We start from the raw sequence: 17,362 nt of genomic DNA, 5'->3' as shown, positions 1-17,362 counted from the left end.
GCGTTTTTTTTACCTGGCTGTTTATCAGCCACGCGCCTTGGCGATGATCTCGAGGTACTCAGGGGCATTGCGCTGATCGGCGATCACTTGCGCGAAGCTCTGGCCATGCTCGTCCTTGCCGTCCAGATCCAGGCCGGCTTCAACGAAGAAGCCAACGAAACGCTCGAAGTCGTCCACACGCAGGCCGCGGTAAGCCTTGATCAGCTTGTGGTGCGAAGGTGAAGTCAGCCCATCGGCAGGCTCGAACTGAAGGAACGACTTCACGTAGTCGTCGCTGATTTCGTCACCAATCACCTGCTTCTTGTCTTTGCGCATTGCCGGCTCCAACTGACCATCATGGAATTTCGAAGGCCGGCAGTTTACCCCCCACAGGCGGCGCGCCTCAACGCGAACGTACGGTACCCGTGTGCAAGTCGGCCCAGATGTGGCCATTGGCGTAGGTCAGAAACTGCACGTAGAGCGTCTCGTTGCGCAGCAAATCCATGATCACACGGTAATCGCTGGCCGGGTAGTTGAGGCTCAGGGTGCGCGTCTTGTCATCGTAGACCGGCTTTTTCAGGCTTTTACCCGCTTCACCGTCGAAGGTCAGCAGCACCTGGCTGATGGTGGCACCCTTGCTCAGCGGTTTACCCTTCAGACGCAACTGCAGCGAGGCAGTGATCGGAATGGGCTGCTGGTCGGACGGACGCTGTGCGCCCACCACCACGGCGTAGTCGGTGACTTGCAGCAATTGCTGGCCGGTCGGCGCTTCCTGGCGCAGGGACTGGTCATCGGGCGGGAGGAACTGGCTGTGCAGCGGCGCTGCGGCGAGAGGCAGGCTCACCGCCAGCAGCAGGGGAAGAATCGCACGCATGTGAGGCTCCTTGGCATGAAGGCGCACTCTAGCATGCTGGTGCAGGGTGCTTATCGCTCGAAGTGCTGGGCCATCCACGCCTGGTAGTCGGCAACACCGGCCTCGCCTTCGCGCGGCGCCCACGGCGCATGCTCGCCCTCGGCCAAGGCACGGTAGGGGCCAGCCTTGCACTCGAAGAGGATGGTATCGGCCTCCAGCACCACCAGGCTGTGAAAGATCCCAGGCGTCAGATCGACCCCCAGGCAATCGCCGCCTGCCTCGAGAACGCGCGTGTCGGTCACCGCACCCTGTTCGTCGAACAGCAACAAGCCCAGACGCCCTTTGAGCGCCAGCAAGGTCTCGGCCTTGTCTTCGCTCAGGTGCCGGTGCGGCGCGATGTAGGTGCCGGGTTGCAAGCCGACCGCCAGGCGGTGGCAGGGGTCTTCCATCTGGTGAAAATTGTGATGGTGGCGCCCACGCGGGGCGTCCGCGGCTTTACGCGCCAGCCCCGCGAACAACGTTTGGTCGATGAAAGCAGGCTGCGACATGATTACAGTCCTTTGACAGCGAAGATACCGTTGGCGTTACGCCAGTAGCCTTTATAGTCCATACCATAGCCGAAGATATAGCGATCGATGCAGGGCAGCCCGGCGTAGCTGGCCTTGAGGCCCGGGCTGGCTTTGCGGTCGTGGTCCTTGTCGATCAGCACCGCAGTGTGCACGGCGCGCGCGCCAGCATGTTTGCAGAACTCGATGATGGCGCTGAGGGTGTGGCCCTCGTCGAGGATGTCGTCGACGATCAGCACGTCGCGATCGATGAACGATACCTCCGGCTTGGCCTTCCAGAACAACTCGCCGCCACTGGTCTGGTTGCGGTAGCGCGTGGCGTGGATGTACGAAACCTCCAGCGGGAATTGCAGGTGGGTCAGCAACTTGCCCGCGAAGATCAGCCCGCCGTTCATGACGCAGAACACCACGGGGTTGAGATCGGCCAGGTCTTTGCTGATGTGTTCGCCGACCGAGGCGATCGCCGCTTCGACTTCGGCTTCGGTGTACAGGCAGTCTGCCTCGCGCATGACTTGACGGATGTGCTCGAGATCAGCGGACATGGCGCTCTCCAGGGGGCATTTTGGAAAAGCGGGCAAAGGTACGCATCCGCTCGTCACAGATCAAGCATTTATGGACTAACGTGCAAAAGGACTACACGACAGCAAAGGCTGAATAGATTAATCTAGCGCGGTTTTTTTGCCCGCCTTTCGGAGCCCCCTATGCCAACTCGTGAGATCCGCCATCCGCTGATCCGCCACAAGCTCGGCCTGATGCGCCGTGCCGACATCAGCACCAAGAATTTTCGCGAACTCGCCCAGGAAGTCGGTGCACTGCTGACCTACGAAGCCACCCAAGACCTGCCGCTGGAAACCTACGAGATCGACGGCTGGTGTGGCAAGGTGCAAGTTGAAAAGATCGCCGGCAAGAAGATCACCGTCGTGCCGATTCTGCGTGCCGGTATCGGCATGCTCGATGGCGTGCTCAGCCTGATCCCGGGTGCCAAGGTCAGTGCCGTCGGCGTTGCCCGCAACGAGCAGACCTTCGAGGCGCACACCTACCTGGAAAAGCTCGCCCCCGACATCAACCAGCGCCTGGCCCTGATCATCGACCCGATGCTGGCCACCGGTGGTTCGATGGTCGCCACCATCGACTTGCTGAAGAAAGCCGGGTGCAAAGAGATTCGCGCCATGGTCCTGGTCGCTGCCCCAGAAGGCATCGAAGTGGTGGAAAAAGCCCACCCTGACGTGCAGATCTACACCGCCTCGATCGACCAGCAGCTGAACGAGCATGGTTATATCGTCCCAGGCCTGGGCGATGCCGGTGACAAGATCTTCGGCACCAAGCAGAAGGACGCCTGACCATGCAGGACGGCTTCAACGACCCGCTCTGGCGCCAGGTCGTCTCAGGCGCGCAGATGCTCTTCGTGGCATTCGGCGCGCTGGTGCTGATGCCCCTGATCACCGGCCTCGACCCCAACGTCGCGCTGTTCACCGCCGGCATCGGCACCCTGCTGTTCCAGTTGGTCACCGGCCGCCAGGTTCCGGTGTTCCTGGCCTCGAGCTTCGCCTTCATCACTCCGATCATCCTCGCCAAAGGTCAGTTCGGCCTGGCCGAGACCATGGGCGGGGTGATGGCCGCAGGCTTCGTGTACACCTTCATGGGCCTGATGGTGAAGATCAAGGGCACCGGTTTCATCGACCGCATGCTGCCGCCCGTGGTGATTGGCCCGGTGATCATCTCCATCGGCCTGGCCATGGCCCCGATCGCCGCCAACATGGCGATGGGCAAGGCCGGTGACGGCACTGCGCTGATGCCGTACAAGACCGCCATGCTGATTTCCATGCCGGCGCTGCTGACGACCCTGATCGTCGCCGTGTTCGGCAAAGGCATCTTCCGTCTGGTGCCGATCATCGCCGGCGTGCTGGTGGGCTTTGCTCTGGCCTTCGTCTTTGGCGTGGTCGACACGGCCAAGATCGCTGCGGCGCCGTGGCTTGAGATTCCCAACTTCACGGCACCGGCGTTCAACTGGCAGGCCATCCTGTTCATCGTCCCGGTCGCCCTGGCGCCGGCGATCGAACACATCGGCGGGGTGATCGCCGTGGGCAGCGTGACGGGCCGCGATTACCTGAAAAAACCGGGGCTGCATCGCACCCTGCTGGGTGACGGCCTGGCCACCACCGCCGCAGGCTTGTTCGGTGGCCCGCCCAATACCACCTATGCCGAAGTTACCGGCGCGGTGATGCTGACCAAGAACTACAACCCGAAGATCATGACCTGGGCGGCGGTGTTCGCCATCACCCTGGCCTTCATCGGCAAGTTCGGCGCCCTGTTGCAGAGCATTCCAGTGCCGGTGATGGGCGGCATCCTGTGCCTGCTGTTCGGTTCGATCGCAGCGGTGGGCATGAATACCATGATCCGCCACAAGATCGATTTGGCCGAAGCGCGCAACCTGGTGATCGTCTCGGTGACCCTGGTGTTCGGCATCGGTGGCGTGCTGGTCGGCAGCGGCGACGGTCCGGATGACTGGGGCCTCAAAGGCATTGCCCTGTGCGCAGTGGTGGCGATCGCCCTGAACCTGATCCTGCCCGGCAACGATGGCTGGAAGCACAAGCGTCCGGACGCGTAACACGCTCGGTTACCACGATGGGGCCGCCTGGCGGCCCCTTCGCTTCACGCCTTCTCGCACATTCCCGCCAACACCTTCACCCAGTGCGGGTGATCATTCAGGCACGGCACCAGGACCAGCTCCTGACCACCAGCCTCGACGAACTGCTCACTGCCGCGCATGCCGATCTCCTCGAGGGTTTCGATGCAGTCGGCGACGAAGGCCGGGCACATCACCAGCAGCTTCTTGACCCCCGACTTGGCCAACTCGTCCAGGCGCGTTTCGGTGTAGGGCTCGATCCACTTGTCACGCCCCAGGCGTGACTGGAACGACACCGACCATTTACCGTCTGGTATACCCAGCTTCGCCGCGAACGCCTTGGCGGTCGATTGGCACTGGCCGCGATAACACACCGCGCGCACCTCGGCACTGGCGTCCTTGCAACAATCGGCGGCGCGCAGATCGTGCGCAGCGGGCCGGTAGAGTTTTTTCAGATGCCGCTCTGGCAAGCCGTGAAAGCTCAACAGCAGGTGGTCGTACGCCTGCTCCAGGTATGGACGGGCGCTGGCGACCAGTGCGTCGATATAGTCTGGCTGGTCGTAGAACGGCTGCAATACGCGCATCTGCAACGGCAACTGCTGCTCGGCGATGGTTTGCCTGGCCTGCTCGACCACAGTCGTCACGGTGCTGTCGGCGAACTGCGGATACAGCGGCGCCAAGGTCACCTTGCGCACGCCTTGCGCGGCCAGGCGCGCAAGTACATCGGGTAGCGCCGGCTGGCCATAGCGCATGGCGATTTCCACCGGCCCATGGGGCCAGTGCTCGACCATTGCCGCCTGCAGGCGCCGGGTCAGCACCACCAGGGGCGAGCCTTCGTCCCACCAGATCGAGGCATAGGCATGGGCCGACTGCTCCGGCCGTTTGATCAAGATCAACGACACCAGAAGACGGCGCAGCGGCCAAGGCAAGTCGACCACGTACGGGTCCATGAGAAACTGGTTCAGGTAGCGGCGCACATCGGTCACCGAGGTGGAAGCCGGGGAACCCAGGTTGACCAGCAATAGAGCGTGATCAGTCATGCAGCATCCTATTTCAAAGACCCGTGGCCAGATCGCCCAGGGCCGAGGGTAAGTCGGTGAAGCGGAAGGTGAAGCCTGCTTCCAGCGCGCGTTGCGGCAGCGCCCGCTGGCCGCCGAGCAGCAACGTCGACAGCTCACCCAGGCCAGCCTTGAGCAGCAAGCCAGGCACCGCAAGCACCGCAGGGCGATGCAACGCCCGCCCGAGCTGCTTGGCAAACTCGCGGTTGCGCACAGGCTCTGGTGCGCAGGCATTATAGGGACCGCTGGCGGCCTTGTGCTGCATGAGAAAATCAATCAGGGCGATATGATCATCGACATGGATCCATGGCATCCATTGCCGACCGTGCCCCAGCGGCCCGCCCAGCCCCAGCTTGAAAGGCAGGCGCAGGCGCGACAGAAAGCCACCATCGCTGGCCAGGACCAGCCCGGTGCGCACCAGCACCACGCGGATGCTCAGGTGCTGCGCACGGTGCGCGGTTTCTTCCCAGGCGATGCACAGCCGGCTGGCGAAGTCTTCACGCACGGGTGGCGAGGCTTCGGTCAGCTCGCGCTCACCGCCATCGCCGTACCAGCCTACGGCTGATCCCGAGATCAGCACCTCGGGGCGTTGCTCACGGCTGCCAAGCCACGCCAGTAACTGTTCGGTCAAGCTGATGCGACTGGCCCATAGCAGGCTGCGCCGTGACGCCGTCCACGGCCGATCGGCGATCGGTGCACCGGCCAGGTTGACCACCGCATCGAGAGGGTCGTCGGCGTCCAGCTCGTGAAGCTGAGCGATCCCCCTTACCGTGCTGCCACACAGCCGGGGGACCTGCTCAGGGCGCCGGCTCCATACCGTGAGCCGATGGCCCTTGGCGAGCCAGTATCGGCAAAGGTGCTGGCCGATCAAGCCGGTACCGCCTGTCAGCAAGATATGCATGGCTGTGTCCTCGCAGGCTGCGGCCATGGTCTATTTTTAAGATCAAGGCACTTTTCCAGACCAATCGCTCTCGGATAAACATAGGCCATCAGGCCAATGATGCGGTATAACCTTATACAAATTTTGTGCATTGTACAGGTTTGCTCGACAGCGTAGTCTGCCTACAGCAAGGTTCGAAGAGGCCATCATGACAGTACCTATTGCCATCATCGGTGCCGGTATCGCCGGCCTTTCCGCCGCCCAGGCGCTGCGCAAGGCCGGGCAAACCGTGCATCTTTTCGACAAAGGCCACGGCAGTGGCGGGCGCATGGCCAGCAAACGCAGCGAGGCCGGCGCGCTCGACCTCGGCGCGCAATACTTCACCGCGCGCGACCGCCGCTTTGTCGAGCAAGTCCAGCAATGGGTCAGCGCCGGCTGGGCTGAACAGTGGAAGCCGCAGCTGTACAACTACCGCGACGGTGAACTGACCCCCTCCCCCGATGAGCAGACCCGCTGGGTCGGCGTGCCGCGCATGAGCGCCATCACCCGCGGGCTGCTGCACGACGTGCCGGTGAATTTCGGCTGCCGTATTGCCGAAGTGTTTCGCGGCAAAGATTACTGGCACCTGCAGGACACCGAAGGCTGCAGCCACGGCCCATTCAGCCGCGTAGTCATCGCTGTGCCGGCTCCGCAAGCCACACCGTTGCTGGCGGCCACACCCAAGCTGGCGGCGGTCGTCGCGGGCGTGCAGATGGAGCCGACCTGGGCTGTCGCCTTGGGCTTTGAAGCGCCCCTGGCGACCCCGATGCAAGGCTGTTTCGTGCAGAACAGCGCGCTCGACTGGCTCGCCCGCAACCGCAGCAAGCCTGGTCGTGAAGCGCTGCTCGACACCTGGGTGCTGCACGCCACCTCGGACTGGAGCAAACAGCACATCGACCTGGCCAAGGAAGCGGTGATCGAGCACCTGCGCGGCGAATTCGCCGAGCTGGTCGGCTGCGTCGTGCCGGCGCCAAGCTTCGCCCTGGCGCACCGCTGGCTTTATGCACGGCCTGCCGGCACGCATGAATGGGGCGCCCTGGCCGATGCCGATCAAGGCCTGTACGCCTGTGGCGATTGGTGCCTCTCTGGCCGCGTCGAAGGTGCGTGGCTCAGCGGCCAGGAAGCAGCGCGGCGGTTGCTCGAACACTTGGAATGACGCGTAGTTGATCGTGGGTCATCGTCTCAATGACGGCAGAAGTTCCTGCAGGGGCTGGAACCTTGTTGTACACGACTGCTCAAATGTACAAGTTTTCGGAGTCAGCCATGCACGAACCCACTCTGCCGCATAAGCCCCGTATCGCCATCAGCGCCTGCCTTACCGGCCACAACGTGCGCTATAACGGCGGGCACAAGAATTCCGACCTGTGCCGGGAACAATTGGAGGCGCACTTCGAGTGGCAGACCGTCTGCCCTGAGGTGGCGATCGGCTTGAGCGTGCCGCGCGATCCAATCAGGCTGATCGGTGACCCTGATAACCCCTCGGTGGTCGGCACGCGCAACCCCGACGAAGATTTCACCGCCCCGCTGCGCCGTTACGGCGAGCAGATGGCCGGCGAGTTGACGGACATCTGCGGCTACATCTTCATGCAGAAGTCCCCATCGTGCGGCCTGGAGCGGGTCAAGGTCTACCAGGCCAACGGCTACCCAGCGCCCAAGGGCGGCACGGGGGCCTACGCCGCAGCGTTCTGCGCCCGCCGCCCGGACCTCCCGGTAGAAGAAGAAGGTCGCCTGCACGACCCGGTGCTGCGCGAGAATTTCATCAGTCGCGTCTACGCCTACGCCGACTGGCAGCACCTGCGCGCGCAAGGCTTGAGCCGTGGCGCCCTGGTGCAATTTCACTCCCGCTACAAGTACCTGTTGATGGCCAACAACCCCAAGGCCTATCGCGAACTCGGCCGGCTGCTCGGCACCATGCGTCGCGAGGACGACCCGCAGGTGCTCGGTCAAGCCTATTTCAGCCAACTGATGCAGGCCCTGCGTCGTCCCGCCAGCCGTGGCACCCACTGCAATGTGCTGCAGCACCTGAGCGGCTACTTCAAGGACGCGCTGACCCAGCAGGACAAAGCCGAACTGCAGCACATCATCGGTCAGTACCAACAGGGTGAAGTGCCGCTGGTAGTGCCATTGACCCTGCTCAAGCACTATCTGCGCAAGCACCCCGACCCGTACCTGGAACAGCAAGCCTATCTGCATCCCCACCCAGACAGCCTTGGCCTGCGCAATGCTGTCTGAGGCACTGCTGCCGATAGGCGAGCTGGCGCGGCGCACCGGGGTCAATCCGGTGACCCTGCGGGCCTGGGAGCGGCGCTACGGCCTGCTGAAGCCGCAGCGCACGGCCAAAGGCCATCGCCTGTATGGGCCAGATCAGCTCGAACGCGTCGAAGCGATCCTGGCCTGGCTGCAGCGTGGCGCATCGGTTGGCCAGGTCAAGGGGTTGCTCGAACTCCCCACCGAACAGGTGCCTGTAGGCGACTGGCAAGTCCGCCAGCAGCGCTTGATCGACGCCATCGCCGAGCTGTCTCAGCAGGCCCTCGACCAGCAATTGAACCAAGTGATGGCGCTGTATCCGGCGGTCACCTTGTGCGAGCAGTTGCTGCTGCCGCTTCAAGAAGCGCTGGCCGTGCGTTGGCGCAACCATTTCAACGCCCGCCTGGAGCAGGTGTTTTTCCACACCTGGCTGCGCAGCAAGCTGGGGGCGCGGGTCTATCACGACAATCAGTCGCTGCAAGGTCCGGCCGTGCTGCTGTGCGAAGACAGCGAACAGCCGATGAACCCGGGGCTGTGGCTATGCACCTGGCTGCTGAGCAGCAACGGTATCCCGGTAGAAGTGCTCGAGCAGCCCGTGGGCGGCGTGCAGCTACAGCGTGCCGTCAACGCCCTGCGACCGCGGGCAGTGCTGCTGCACCTTGGCCCGCGCATCGACATCGCGGCGCTGCAGCGCACCCTGAACGGTATCGCCGGGCCCAAATTGCTGGGCGGCGCGACCCTCGCGCTGCACCAGGAAAAACTGCGTGGCCTCGACCTGCCAGGGGTCAGTCTGTTCGACACCCCCCAGGCAGCGTTGCGCGCGCTGCAGCACTCCGACCGCCGCCCTATCGAAGAGTAATCCATGCAATTGATCTGGCTGCGCAGCGACCTGCGCATCGATGACAACACCGCCCTTAGCGCGGCCTGCGAGCGCGGCCCGACGGTCGCCCTGTGGCTGGCCAGCCCCGGCCAGTGGCAGGCCCATGACGATGCGCCGTGCAAAGTGGATTTCTGGCTGCGCAATCTGCGCGAACTGCGCAAGGCACTCGATAAACTCCACATTCCTTTGCTGGTGCGCAAAATCGACACCTGGGACCAGGCCCCGGCTGCCGTGCTCGATGTCTGCCGGCGTCACGGCATCGACGCGGTGCACTGGAACGACGAGTACGGCATCCACGAGGCGCGTCGCGATGCCGCCACGCGCAAGCTGCTGGAAGACTCACAGATCCAGGCGTTCAGCCACCTCGACCAGTTGCTGTTCCGCCCAGGCACCATCCTGACCCGCAGCGGTGACTACTTTCAGGTGTTCGGTCAGTTCAAGAAAGTCTGTCTTGAGCATCTGCACCGCAGCCTGCCGTCGCTGGCGCCTCGAATCAAGGCGCAAAAGCCACTCGACATCGCCAGCGACCCGATCCCGCAGCATATCGACGGCTTTGCAAAGCCCGCGCGCGTACTCATCGACCAGTGGCCTGCCGGTGAAGGCGAGGCGCAGGCCAGGCTCAGCCGCTTTCTCGATGAAACCGTGGAAGACTACGAACGCCTGCGCGACCTGCCCGCCAAGCCTGGCACCAGCCAGCTGTCGGCCTACCTGGCAGCCGGGGTGATCTCGCCCCGGCACTGCCTGCACGCCGCGCTGAGCAGCAACCGCGGCGAGTTCGACAGCGGCAACAGTGGGGTACAGACCTGGATCAGCGAGCTGATCTGGCGCGAGTTCTACAAGCACATCCTGACCGGTTATCCACAGGTCTCCCGCCACCGTGCTTTCCGCGCCCACACCGAAGCACTGCCCTGGCGCGACGCGCCGGATGATTTCAAGGCATGGCAAGAGGGCCGTACCGGCTTCCCGATCATCGATGCTGCCATGCGCCAGTTGCTGCACTGCGGGTGGATGCACAACCGTCTGCGCATGATCGTCGCCATGTTCCTCAGCAAGAACCTGCTGATCGACTGGCGCCTGGGTGAGCGCCATTTCATGCAGCATTTGATCGACGGTGATCTGGCGGCCAACAACGGCGGCTGGCAGTGGAGCGCATCAACCGGAACCGATTCAGTCCCCTACTTCCGGATTTTCAATCCGACCTCACAGTCTGAGCGATTCGATCCAGACGCAGTGTTCATCAAGCACTGGTTGCCAGAGTTGGCGGATTTGGACGATAAATCTGTGCATCAGCCCTTCAAGTCTAGGGATCTTTTTGCCAGCGGTAAGTATCCTAATCCCATCGTCGATCTTAGTAGTAGTCGCCAACGGGCGCTGGAGGCCTTCAAAAACCTTCCGCGCCGCTAGGGGTAGCAGAGGGCAGCACCTTGAATCATTCGCGTAGTTTCTGGGTTACAGGGGCCAGCAACGGATTGGGACTGGCCTTGGTGCAAAGGTTGCTCGAACAAGGGCACCGGGTCGCCGCAAGTGGCAGAGCAAGCGCGCAACTGGATGAATTGGCCGCACAGTACCGCAGCGAGCTGCTGCTGCTTGACGGCCATCTGCACAAGAAGGATCAGGCTGCCAGGGCTGCGCAGCAGCTGTGCGATGTTTGGCCTGCGCTGGACGGGTTGATCATCAACGCCGGAACCACCGATTATCTAGCCGATGGCGTGGCCAACGACGCGGTCTTCGAAACCATCGTCACCGATAATCAACTGGCCGCCGAGCACTGCCTGGCTGGGGCGCTGCCACTGCTGGCCAAAGGCCGCATGCCGCAGGTCATGATGATCTTCAATCGCTATTCAGCCTTGCAGCTGCATTCGCCGACGCGCGTTGCAGCGGGCTGGAACAACCTGCCGCAGTGGTCGCGGGAGCAGCGCGAGGCGCTCAAGGAACGCGGCATCGACCTGACCGTGGTGGCGCCGCAGTCACTCAAGGCGCCACTGACCACGGCAAAGGCCGTACCCCAATCCTGGACCGCGCAAAGCGCAGCGAGCGAGTTGTTGTCGCGCCTTGCCCTGCGCGAACCGGAGTTGATTCTGGAGACGATGGACACCGCCAGTCTGTGGCCAATGGCGCGTTGACTGGCAAGACCCAGCCTCTTCAGGTCGAAACCGAAGAGGCCGGGCCTTGGCTGATCAGAGCGCCATGCGGTAATGCAGGCTGTAGCTTTCGACGCCATCGTTGGGTTGCTTGATGCCGGCGTTGGAATAGTGGATTGCCCGTACACCGACCTCATGCCCACCGGCAAAACGCAGGCCGAAGCCGATGCGGTCTTCGAACTGGAAGGTCGAGCCCAGCTTGTTGCTTTCAAGTTCGGTGCTGGAGAACGCCGCGACGCCGATCCCCGCCTCGATGTACGGCTTGACGGTATTGCCTGCGAACTCATAAACGAATACCGGTGCGAACGACAGGCTGTGGTTGCTTGCCGTGTCATCGCCATCCCAATAGGTATAGGCACCATCCCAGTAACCGGTTATGCGACCGACGCTGGTCTGCCACCAGCTGGCGTCCCAGTTGGACTGCAGGCCCAGGCGGTACACCATTGTCGAATCGCCGGTCTGCCCCACCGAAAACGATGCGTCCGCCGCTTGCACGGCTGCCACCTGCCCCAGCGTGAGTGCAGCGAACGCCGCGAGTCCGAGCAGTTTTCTCATGAGATGTGTCCTTCTTTCCAATGCCGTTTTAAGTGTCGCCTTGTGTCAGGCTCAGGCATAGAAAGCCGAACTGGTACGATAGTTCAGCTATTTCACGATTTTTTTACACGTCGAGAAGCTGCACGTTCGAGGACGGCCGCCAGAGCGTGGGCAGGATGGCGATAAGGGCATCTGGCTCGGCGCTGGTCCAGAACGCTGTGTCACGGGACGGCCCCTGCGCCAGCAGCTCATGCGCGCCCAGCAGGCGCTGCAACTGGCGCGCCACGGCGGCGCCGGTGTCGATGACGGCAACGTCCGCAGGCACCATCTGCGCCAGCAATGGCCGCAGAAATGGGTAATGGGTGCAGCCCAAAATCAGGGTATCGCAGCCGGCCGCCAGCAGTGGCTCGACGTAGCCCCACAGCAGCTGGCGCAACGGCTCGCTGCTCAGGTCACCGCTTTCGATGCGTTCGACCAGCCCCGGGCAAGGCTGGGTGACCACGCGCACATCGCTGGCGAAACGGTCGAGCAAAGCCGCGAACTTGGCACTCTGCAAGGTGCCGGTGGTGGCCAATACGCCCACAACCCCCGAGCGGGTGGCCGCAGCGGCCGGCTTGACCGCAGGTTCCATGCCGACCAGCGGCCAGTCGGGGTACAACGCGCGCAGGTCTGCTACAGCGGCAACAGTGGCGGTGTTGCAGGCAAGTACCATCGCCTTGGCGCCCTGGGCGCGAAAGAACCGGGCAATATGGCGGCAGCGCTGGCGGATATAGTCCGCCGATTTCTCGCCGTAGGGCACGTGACCGCAGTCAGCCACGTACAGCAGCGATTCGTTGGGAAGCAAGCGCTGGATCTCGGCCAGCACCGACAAACCACCGACGCCCGAGTCCATGACGCCCACCGGCGCCGAACGCTCAGCCATCGCGCTGCGCACAGACCGGGCACGCAGGGTCGCGCTTGACCCGCAACTCGCGCAGGCGCGTGCTGAGGGCATCGATCAACAGCAGCCGGCCCACCAGCGGCTCGCCGAAACCGGCCAGCAGCTTCAACGCTTCCAACGCTTGCAGGCTGCCCACCAGCCCCACCAGCGGGCCGATCACGCCCGCTTCGCTGCAGGTCAGTTCCGCTTCGCTGCCATGGCCGTACAGACAGTGGTAGCAAGGGCTGGAATCACGGCGCGGATCGAACACCGACAGCTGACCTTCCAGGCGAATCGCGGCGCCGCTGACCAGCGGCTTGCCGTGGGCGAAGCACGCCGCGTTGACCGCTTCACGGGTCGCGAAGTTGTCCGAACAATCGAGTACCAGATCGACCGCCTTCACCGCAGCGCTCAGGCTGTCTTCATCGAGCGCCTGACGGTGAGCGACCAGCGCCACCTCTGGGTTGATCGCCTGCAAGCGCTGGAGCGCCGAGTCGACTTTGCTCAAGCCGACACTGTCGCTGTCATGGATCACCTGGCGCTGCAGGTTGGTCAGGTCCACCGTGTCGAAATCGGCCAAGTGCAGCTCGCCCACTCCCGCTGCCGCCAGATACAGCGCCACCGGTGAGCCGAGGCCGCCCAGTCCCACGATCAACGCCTTGCTGCGCTTGAGTCGCAGCTGGCCGTCTATGTCGACCTGCGACAGCAGGATCTGCCGGCTGTAACGCAACAGTTCCTGATCACTCAGCATGGCAGACGCCCCAGGGAAATCCGTTGATGACCGCCCAGGTCCATGCGGCTTTCAACATCGCTGAAGCCTTGCGCCGCAAGCAGCCCCCGCACCTGTTCGGCCTGGTCGTAACCGTGTTCGAGCAGCAGCCAGCCGCCAGGCTGCAAGTGTGCAGGCGCCTGCTCGACGATCGCGCGCAAATCGTCCAGCCCGTCGGCGCCTGCGACCAGTGCGCTGCTTGGCTCGAAGCGCACATCGCCTTCTGTCAAGTGGGGGTCTTCGGCCCTTATGTACGGCGGGTTGCTCAAGATGACGTCGAAGCGCTGCCCGACCAAGCTGGCGAACCAGTGGCTGACCAACACCTGCACGTTCTCCAGGCCCAGGCGCTGGCGGTTGCGCTCGGCCAGGGCAACAGCCTGCTCGACGCGGTCTACCGCCGTCACCCGCCAGGCCGGGCGTTCGCTGGCCAGGGCCAAGGCGATGGCGCCGCTACCGGTGCCCAGGTCAAGGACCTTGGCCGGTGACGCCGACTGCAGTTGCAGGGCGGTTTCCACCAGCAGCTCGGTATCCGGCCGCGGGATCAAGGTATGCGCAGCGACTTCCAGGTCGAGCTTCCAGAACCCTTGCTGACCCAGGATATAGGCCACCGGCTCGCCGGCGCGGCGGCGCGTCAGATAGCCTGCGAAAGCCTCGGCATGTTCGCTGCTGACAATACGCTCGGGCCAGGTGTGCAGGTAGCTGCGCGATTTGCCAATGGCGGCGGCTAGCAACAATTCGGCATCCAGGCGCGCGGAGGGTGAATCTGGCAGCTGCGCGTTGCGCAGCAGGCTGGCAATGATGGTCATCAATCCCCCAGGGCAGCCAATTGGTCGGCATGGTATTCGGCCAGCAAGGGTTCGATCACCGCCTCCACGCCGCCAGCCAGGATATCGTCGAGTGAGTAAAGCGTCAGGTTGATGCGGTGATCGGTGACCCGGCCCTGCGGATAATTGTAGGTACGGATACGCTCGGAGCGGTCACCGGAACCCACCAGCAACTTACGTTCGCTGGCAATGGCGTTCTGAGCGGCGCTGGTCTGCATGTCGTTGAGTTTGGCCGACAGCCAGGACATGGCACGGGCGCGGTTCTTGTGCTGCGAGCGCTCTTCCTGGCATTCCACGACGATGCCGGTCGGCAAGTGGGTGATGCGGATCGCCGAATCGGTCTTGTTGACGTGCTGCCCCCCCGCCCCCGAGGCGCGGTAGGTGTCGACCCGCAAGTCGGCCGGATTGATCTCGATGGCGGCCTGCTCATCGGGCTCGGGCAGCACGGCCACCGTGCAGGCGGAGGTGTGGATGCGACCCTGGGATTCGGTTTCCGGCACCCGCTGGACGCGGTGCGCGCCGGACTCGAACTTCAGCTTGCCGTAGACGTTGTCGCCCTCGACGCGGGCGATGATTTCCTTGTAGCCGCCGTGCTCGCCTTCGTTCTCCGAGAGGATCTCCAGGCGCCAGCCGCGTTTTTCGGCATAGCGCGAATACATGCGAAACAGGTCGCCGGAGAAGATCGCAGCCTCGTCGCCGCCGGTGCCGGCACGAATTTCAAGGAACACGTTGCGCCCGTCGTTAGGGTCCTTGGGCAGCAGCATGCGTTGCAGCTGCGATTCGAGGACCTGCAGTTGCTCCTTGGCATCGCGCACTTCCTCGACGGCCATCTCGCGCAGATCCGGATCGGCGTCCTTGAGCAGCGCCTGGGCGCCCTCGAGATCGTCCTGTACCTTGCGCCATGCGTTGTAGGCGCCGATCACCGGCTCGACTTCGGCATATTCGCGTGAATAGGCGCGAAAACGGGTCTGGTCGGAAATGACTTCGGCATCACCCAGCAGCGCGGTGAGTTCCTCGAAGCGGTCGTGAAGCGTATCCAGTTTATTGAGCAGCGACGCTTTCATTGCGGGGTTTTGTCCGTCGAGCCCTCGTTGAGGGCAAAGAGTTCCTGGGCCATGGCCAGCGCATCGACGCGGCCCTCGGCCGAGAGCTTTTTCAATTGCACGCTGGGCGCGTGCAGCAGTTTGTTGGTCAGGCCGCGCGCCAGTTGCGCCAGCACCTCTTCGGGGTTGCCGCCATTGGCCAGCAGGCGTTGGGCCTTTTGCAGTTCTTCGTCGCGCAACCGCTCGCTTTGCTGGCGATAGGCGCGCAGCACATCGACCGCAGCCAGCTCGCGCAGGCGCACCATGAAATCGTCGGCGCCCACCGCAACCAGCTCTTCCGCAGCCTGGGCAGCGCCCTGGCGGCTCTTGAGGTTTTCCGCGACCACCTCGTGCAGGTCGTCGACGGTGTACAAGTACACGTCATCGAGCTCGCCGACTTCAGGCTCGATGTCGCGCGGTACGGCGATATCGACCATGAAGATCGGCTTGTGCCGGCGTTGTTTGAGCGCGCTTTCCACCGCACCCTTGCCGAGAATGGGCAACTGGCTGGCGGTGGAGCTGATGACGATGTCGCTGTTGGCCAATTCCTGGGGAATATCGGCCAGCAGCACGGCATGGGCACCGAACTGCTCGGCCAGGATGCTGGCGCGCTCCAGGGTTCGGTTGGCCACGACGATTCGCCGCACGCCCTGCTCATGCAGGTGACGGGCGACCAGGGTGATGGTTTCGCCGGCGCCGATCAGCAAGGCCTGGCTGCGGCCCAGGTCGCTGAAGATCTGCCTGGCCAGGCTGACCGCCGCGAAGGCCACGGAAACCGGGTTCTCGCCGATGGCCGTATCGGTACGCACTTGCTTGGCGGCGCTGAAGGTCGCCTGGAACAGCCGGCCGAGCAATGGGCCGACGGTACCGGCTTCGCGCGCCACGGCGTAGGCTGATTTCATCTGACCGAGAATCTGCGGCTCGCCCAGCACCAGCGAATCGAGGCCAGAGGCCACGCGCATCATGTGCTTCACCGCCTCTTGCTCTTCGTGCACGTAGGCGCTGGCGCGCAGTTCGTCCAGGCTCAGCCGGTGGTAATCGGCCAGCCATTGCAGCACGGCGTCGGCGCTGAGCTGGTCTTGCTCTATATAGAGCTCGCTGCGGTTGCAGGTCGAAAGGATCGCCGCCTCGCGGCTGGCGGTCAGTCGGCAGAGCTGCTGCAGGGCGTCGACCAGCTGCTCAGGGGTAAACGCCACGCGCTCGCGTACGTCTACCGAGGCAGTCTTATGGTTGATACCAAGTGCAAGAAAGGCCATGCAAGGTCGCTGATTGTGACGTGAAGCCGATAATTGTCCTCTTTCGCAGGTTTTAGAACAACCACCGTTCGCTATCGTCGTGATAGACCGGACCGGCCTGCCCGCAGAAGGGCGAAAGCTGTAAAGCGGCGGGCCCGCCAATGGCCATACCCCAATGGTGCGCGGCGGTAAGGGGGCCCGTGCTGCGCGCCATTGCGGTGCTTGCGCTAGGTGAGACTCAAAGCGTATTCGGGCCGACCTTCAGCGCCTTGAAGCTCAGCAGGCACCCTGCTCGCACGGCCTCGACCTGGGCGCTGATCGCATCTTTGACCACCGCCTCGCCGAGGTCGGTGAGTTCTTGCTTCTTGATGTGCTCGACGCTTAGGTGGAGCATGTGCATGGCCACATCCATGGACTGCTGGAAAGCCAGCAGGGTAGTGTTGGGGCCCAATTGATCGATGACTTTTTCCCAGCGACGATCCGATTCCGCCTGTAACTGCAGAAACTCGTTCATTGACACCTTGTTGTCCGCATAGATGGTCGCGAGCAGCTCTTCGAGTGATTTGGAGATAACGCTCATGTGTAGCTCCTGAGATGATGGACAGTTAACCCGAAACGCGTTCGCAAGGCCCGGCTCACGCCGACCTCCTGACACCGTTTCCAAGAGCACCATGTATATCCGGTCAACCGTTACCACCCCATAAGGCTGTTCCGTTCAAGCCCGGCAGAA

Annotated in this window: 20 protein-coding genes; 7 read left to right on the top strand and 13 right to left on the bottom strand. The window is 63.3% G+C overall.

Annotated features, from left to right (window positions below):
• Positions 1–24: 24 nt before the first annotated feature.
• The 4 genes from ACLEJW_RS00625 to ACLEJW_RS00610 form a co-directional block, all read right to left on the bottom strand.
• The gene (locus ACLEJW_RS00625) at positions 25–315 is read right to left on the bottom strand and encodes a PA4642 family protein (protein ID WP_145191785.1); all 291 of its coding nucleotides are present in this window, start codon (positions 313–315) and stop codon (positions 25–27) included.
• A gap of 67 nt (positions 316–382) precedes the next feature.
• Entirely contained in the window at positions 383–853 is a 471-nt protein-coding gene (locus ACLEJW_RS00620) for a hypothetical protein (RefSeq protein ID WP_313296453.1), read from the bottom strand.
• 50 nt (positions 854–903) lie between these two features.
• Positions 904–1,380, bottom strand: a complete 477-nt coding sequence (locus ACLEJW_RS00615; protein ID WP_145191779.1) for a WbuC family cupin fold metalloprotein — start codon at positions 1,378–1,380, stop codon at positions 904–906.
• A gap of 2 nt (positions 1,381–1,382) precedes the next feature.
• Positions 1,383–1,940 (bottom strand): hypoxanthine-guanine phosphoribosyltransferase, encoded by a 558-nt coding sequence (locus ACLEJW_RS00610; protein WP_145191776.1) that lies wholly within the window; start codon positions 1,938–1,940, stop codon positions 1,383–1,385.
• A 159-nt stretch (positions 1,941–2,099) separates the two neighbouring features.
• Here ACLEJW_RS00610 and upp point away from each other — a divergent pair, with 159 nt between their 5' ends.
• Together upp and ACLEJW_RS00600 are read left to right on the top strand one after the other, a co-directional pair.
• A complete protein-coding gene (gene upp, locus ACLEJW_RS00605; RefSeq protein WP_145191774.1) occupies positions 2,100–2,738 on the top strand; it encodes a uracil phosphoribosyltransferase in 639 nt (212 codons plus the stop codon).
• A 2-nt stretch (positions 2,739–2,740) separates the two neighbouring features.
• Positions 2,741–4,006 (top strand): uracil-xanthine permease family protein, encoded by a 1,266-nt coding sequence (locus ACLEJW_RS00600; RefSeq protein WP_145191771.1) that lies wholly within the window; start codon positions 2,741–2,743, stop codon positions 4,004–4,006.
• Between the two features lie 44 nt (positions 4,007–4,050).
• Here the strand turns inward: ACLEJW_RS00600 and hemH are convergent, their stop codons facing one another.
• Positions 4,051–5,064, bottom strand: coding sequence for a ferrochelatase (gene hemH, locus ACLEJW_RS00595; RefSeq protein ID WP_145191769.1), 1,014 nt, complete (start codon positions 5,062–5,064; stop codon positions 4,051–4,053).
• A gap of 13 nt (positions 5,065–5,077) precedes the next feature.
• Complete coding sequence (locus ACLEJW_RS00590) at positions 5,078–5,983, bottom strand: TIGR01777 family oxidoreductase (RefSeq protein WP_440776841.1); 906 nt, start codon at positions 5,981–5,983, stop codon at positions 5,078–5,080.
• 187 nt (positions 5,984–6,170) lie between these two features.
• Between ACLEJW_RS00590 and ACLEJW_RS00585 the strand changes: the two genes are divergently transcribed.
• From ACLEJW_RS00585 to ACLEJW_RS00565, 5 genes are all read left to right on the top strand, one after another.
• A complete protein-coding gene (locus ACLEJW_RS00585; protein ID WP_145191764.1) occupies positions 6,171–7,157 on the top strand; it encodes an NAD(P)/FAD-dependent oxidoreductase in 987 nt (328 codons plus the stop codon).
• Positions 7,158–7,264: 107 nt separating this feature from the next.
• A complete protein-coding gene (locus tag ACLEJW_RS00580; protein ID WP_313458353.1) occupies positions 7,265–8,233 on the top strand; it encodes a YbgA family protein in 969 nt (322 codons plus the stop codon).
• On the top strand, positions 8,223–9,107 hold the full coding sequence (locus ACLEJW_RS00575) for a MerR family transcriptional regulator (RefSeq protein ID WP_145191758.1): 885 nt from the start codon (positions 8,223–8,225) through the stop codon (positions 9,105–9,107). Before ACLEJW_RS00580 ends, ACLEJW_RS00575 begins: the two co-directional genes overlap by 11 nt.
• Positions 9,108–9,110: 3 nt before the next feature.
• The gene (gene phrB / locus ACLEJW_RS00570) at positions 9,111–10,532 is read left to right on the top strand and encodes a deoxyribodipyrimidine photo-lyase (protein ID WP_440776840.1); all 1,422 of its coding nucleotides are present in this window, start codon (positions 9,111–9,113) and stop codon (positions 10,530–10,532) included.
• Positions 10,533–10,552: 20 nt separating this feature from the next.
• Positions 10,553–11,251 (top strand): SDR family oxidoreductase, encoded by a 699-nt coding sequence (locus tag ACLEJW_RS00565; protein ID WP_440776839.1) that lies wholly within the window; start codon positions 10,553–10,555, stop codon positions 11,249–11,251.
• A 54-nt stretch (positions 11,252–11,305) separates the two neighbouring features.
• Here ACLEJW_RS00565 and ACLEJW_RS00560 read toward each other — a convergent pair whose 3' ends face one another.
• The 7 genes from ACLEJW_RS00560 to ACLEJW_RS00530 form a co-directional block, all read right to left on the bottom strand.
• The gene (locus tag ACLEJW_RS00560; RefSeq protein WP_145191750.1) at positions 11,306–11,824 is read right to left on the bottom strand and encodes an acyloxyacyl hydrolase; all 519 of its coding nucleotides are present in this window, start codon (positions 11,822–11,824) and stop codon (positions 11,306–11,308) included.
• Between the two features lie 103 nt (positions 11,825–11,927).
• Positions 11,928–12,725 carry a glutamate racemase gene (gene murI, locus ACLEJW_RS00555; RefSeq protein WP_440776838.1) on the bottom strand — a complete coding sequence of 266 codons (798 nt, stop codon included), beginning with the start codon at positions 12,723–12,725 and terminating at the stop codon, positions 11,928–11,930.
• Positions 12,718–13,473 (bottom strand): molybdopterin-synthase adenylyltransferase MoeB, encoded by a 756-nt coding sequence (locus ACLEJW_RS00550; protein WP_313646600.1) that lies wholly within the window; start codon positions 13,471–13,473, stop codon positions 12,718–12,720. Before ACLEJW_RS00550 ends, murI begins: the two co-directional genes overlap by 8 nt.
• Positions 13,467–14,297, bottom strand: a complete 831-nt coding sequence (gene prmC, locus ACLEJW_RS00545; RefSeq protein ID WP_313296412.1) for a peptide chain release factor N(5)-glutamine methyltransferase — start codon at positions 14,295–14,297, stop codon at positions 13,467–13,469. The genes ACLEJW_RS00550 and prmC overlap by 7 nt, the downstream gene beginning before the upstream one ends.
• Positions 14,297–15,379 carry a peptide chain release factor 1 gene (prfA, locus tag ACLEJW_RS00540; protein ID WP_440776837.1) on the bottom strand — a complete coding sequence of 361 codons (1,083 nt, stop codon included), beginning with the start codon at positions 15,377–15,379 and terminating at the stop codon, positions 14,297–14,299. Before prfA ends, prmC begins: the two co-directional genes overlap by 1 nt.
• A complete protein-coding gene (hemA, locus tag ACLEJW_RS00535) occupies positions 15,376–16,653 on the bottom strand; it encodes a glutamyl-tRNA reductase (RefSeq protein WP_440776836.1) in 1,278 nt (425 codons plus the stop codon). The genes prfA and hemA overlap by 4 nt, the downstream gene beginning before the upstream one ends.
• A 217-nt stretch (positions 16,654–16,870) precedes the next feature.
• A complete protein-coding gene (locus ACLEJW_RS00530) occupies positions 16,871–17,212 on the bottom strand; it encodes a hypothetical protein (protein WP_145191731.1) in 342 nt (113 codons plus the stop codon).
• Between the last annotated feature and the right edge of the window lie 150 nt (positions 17,213–17,362).

The sequence above is a fragment of the Pseudomonas sp. SMSB3 genome (assembly GCF_052041965.1).
Lineage (GTDB): Bacteria > Pseudomonadota > Gammaproteobacteria > Pseudomonadales > Pseudomonadaceae > Aquipseudomonas.
Note: the sequence above shows the minus strand (reverse complement) of the source record. Positions and strands in the feature narration are given on the sequence as shown.

Bases quoted from the DNA above. Each gene is read 5' to 3' on its own strand.
- hemH (WP_145191769.1), bottom strand. From the start codon at position 5,064: ATGACTGATCACGCTCTATTGCTGGTCAACCTGGGTTCCCCGGCTTCC.
- murI (WP_440776838.1), bottom strand. From the start codon at position 12,725: ATGGCTGAGCGTTCGGCGCCGGTGGGCGTCATGGACTCGGGCGTCGGT.
- ACLEJW_RS00620 (WP_313296453.1), bottom strand. From the start codon at position 853: ATGCGTGCGATTCTTCCCCTGCTGCTGGCGGTGAGCCTGCCTCTCGCC.
- ACLEJW_RS00600 (WP_145191771.1), top strand. From the start codon at position 2,741: ATGCAGGACGGCTTCAACGACCCGCTCTGGCGCCAGGTCGTCTCAGGC.
- ACLEJW_RS00625 (WP_145191785.1), bottom strand. From the start codon at position 315: ATGCGCAAAGACAAGAAGCAGGTGATTGGTGACGAAATCAGCGACGAC.
- phrB (WP_440776840.1), top strand. From the start codon at position 9,111: ATGCAATTGATCTGGCTGCGCAGCGACCTGCGCATCGATGACAACACC.
- ACLEJW_RS00590 (WP_440776841.1), bottom strand. From the start codon at position 5,983: ATGCATATCTTGCTGACAGGCGGTACCGGCTTGATCGGCCAGCACCTT.
- prmC (WP_313296412.1), bottom strand. From the start codon at position 14,297: ATGACCATCATTGCCAGCCTGCTGCGCAACGCGCAGCTGCCAGATTCA.
- ACLEJW_RS00530 (WP_145191731.1), bottom strand. From the start codon at position 17,212: ATGAGCGTTATCTCCAAATCACTCGAAGAGCTGCTCGCGACCATCTAT.
- ACLEJW_RS00575 (WP_145191758.1), top strand. From the start codon at position 8,223: ATGCTGTCTGAGGCACTGCTGCCGATAGGCGAGCTGGCGCGGCGCACC.
- ACLEJW_RS00585 (WP_145191764.1), top strand. From the start codon at position 6,171: ATGACAGTACCTATTGCCATCATCGGTGCCGGTATCGCCGGCCTTTCC.
- ACLEJW_RS00580 (WP_313458353.1), top strand. From the start codon at position 7,265: ATGCACGAACCCACTCTGCCGCATAAGCCCCGTATCGCCATCAGCGCC.
- hemA (WP_440776836.1), bottom strand. From the start codon at position 16,653: ATGGCCTTTCTTGCACTTGGTATCAACCATAAGACTGCCTCGGTAGAC.
- ACLEJW_RS00610 (WP_145191776.1), bottom strand. From the start codon at position 1,940: ATGTCCGCTGATCTCGAGCACATCCGTCAAGTCATGCGCGAGGCAGAC.
- upp (WP_145191774.1), top strand. From the start codon at position 2,100: ATGCCAACTCGTGAGATCCGCCATCCGCTGATCCGCCACAAGCTCGGC.
- prfA (WP_440776837.1), bottom strand. From the start codon at position 15,379: ATGAAAGCGTCGCTGCTCAATAAACTGGATACGCTTCACGACCGCTTC.
- ACLEJW_RS00550 (WP_313646600.1), bottom strand. From the start codon at position 13,473: ATGCTGAGTGATCAGGAACTGTTGCGTTACAGCCGGCAGATCCTGCTG.
- ACLEJW_RS00615 (WP_145191779.1), bottom strand. From the start codon at position 1,380: ATGTCGCAGCCTGCTTTCATCGACCAAACGTTGTTCGCGGGGCTGGCG.
- ACLEJW_RS00560 (WP_145191750.1), bottom strand. From the start codon at position 11,824: ATGAGAAAACTGCTCGGACTCGCGGCGTTCGCTGCACTCACGCTGGGG.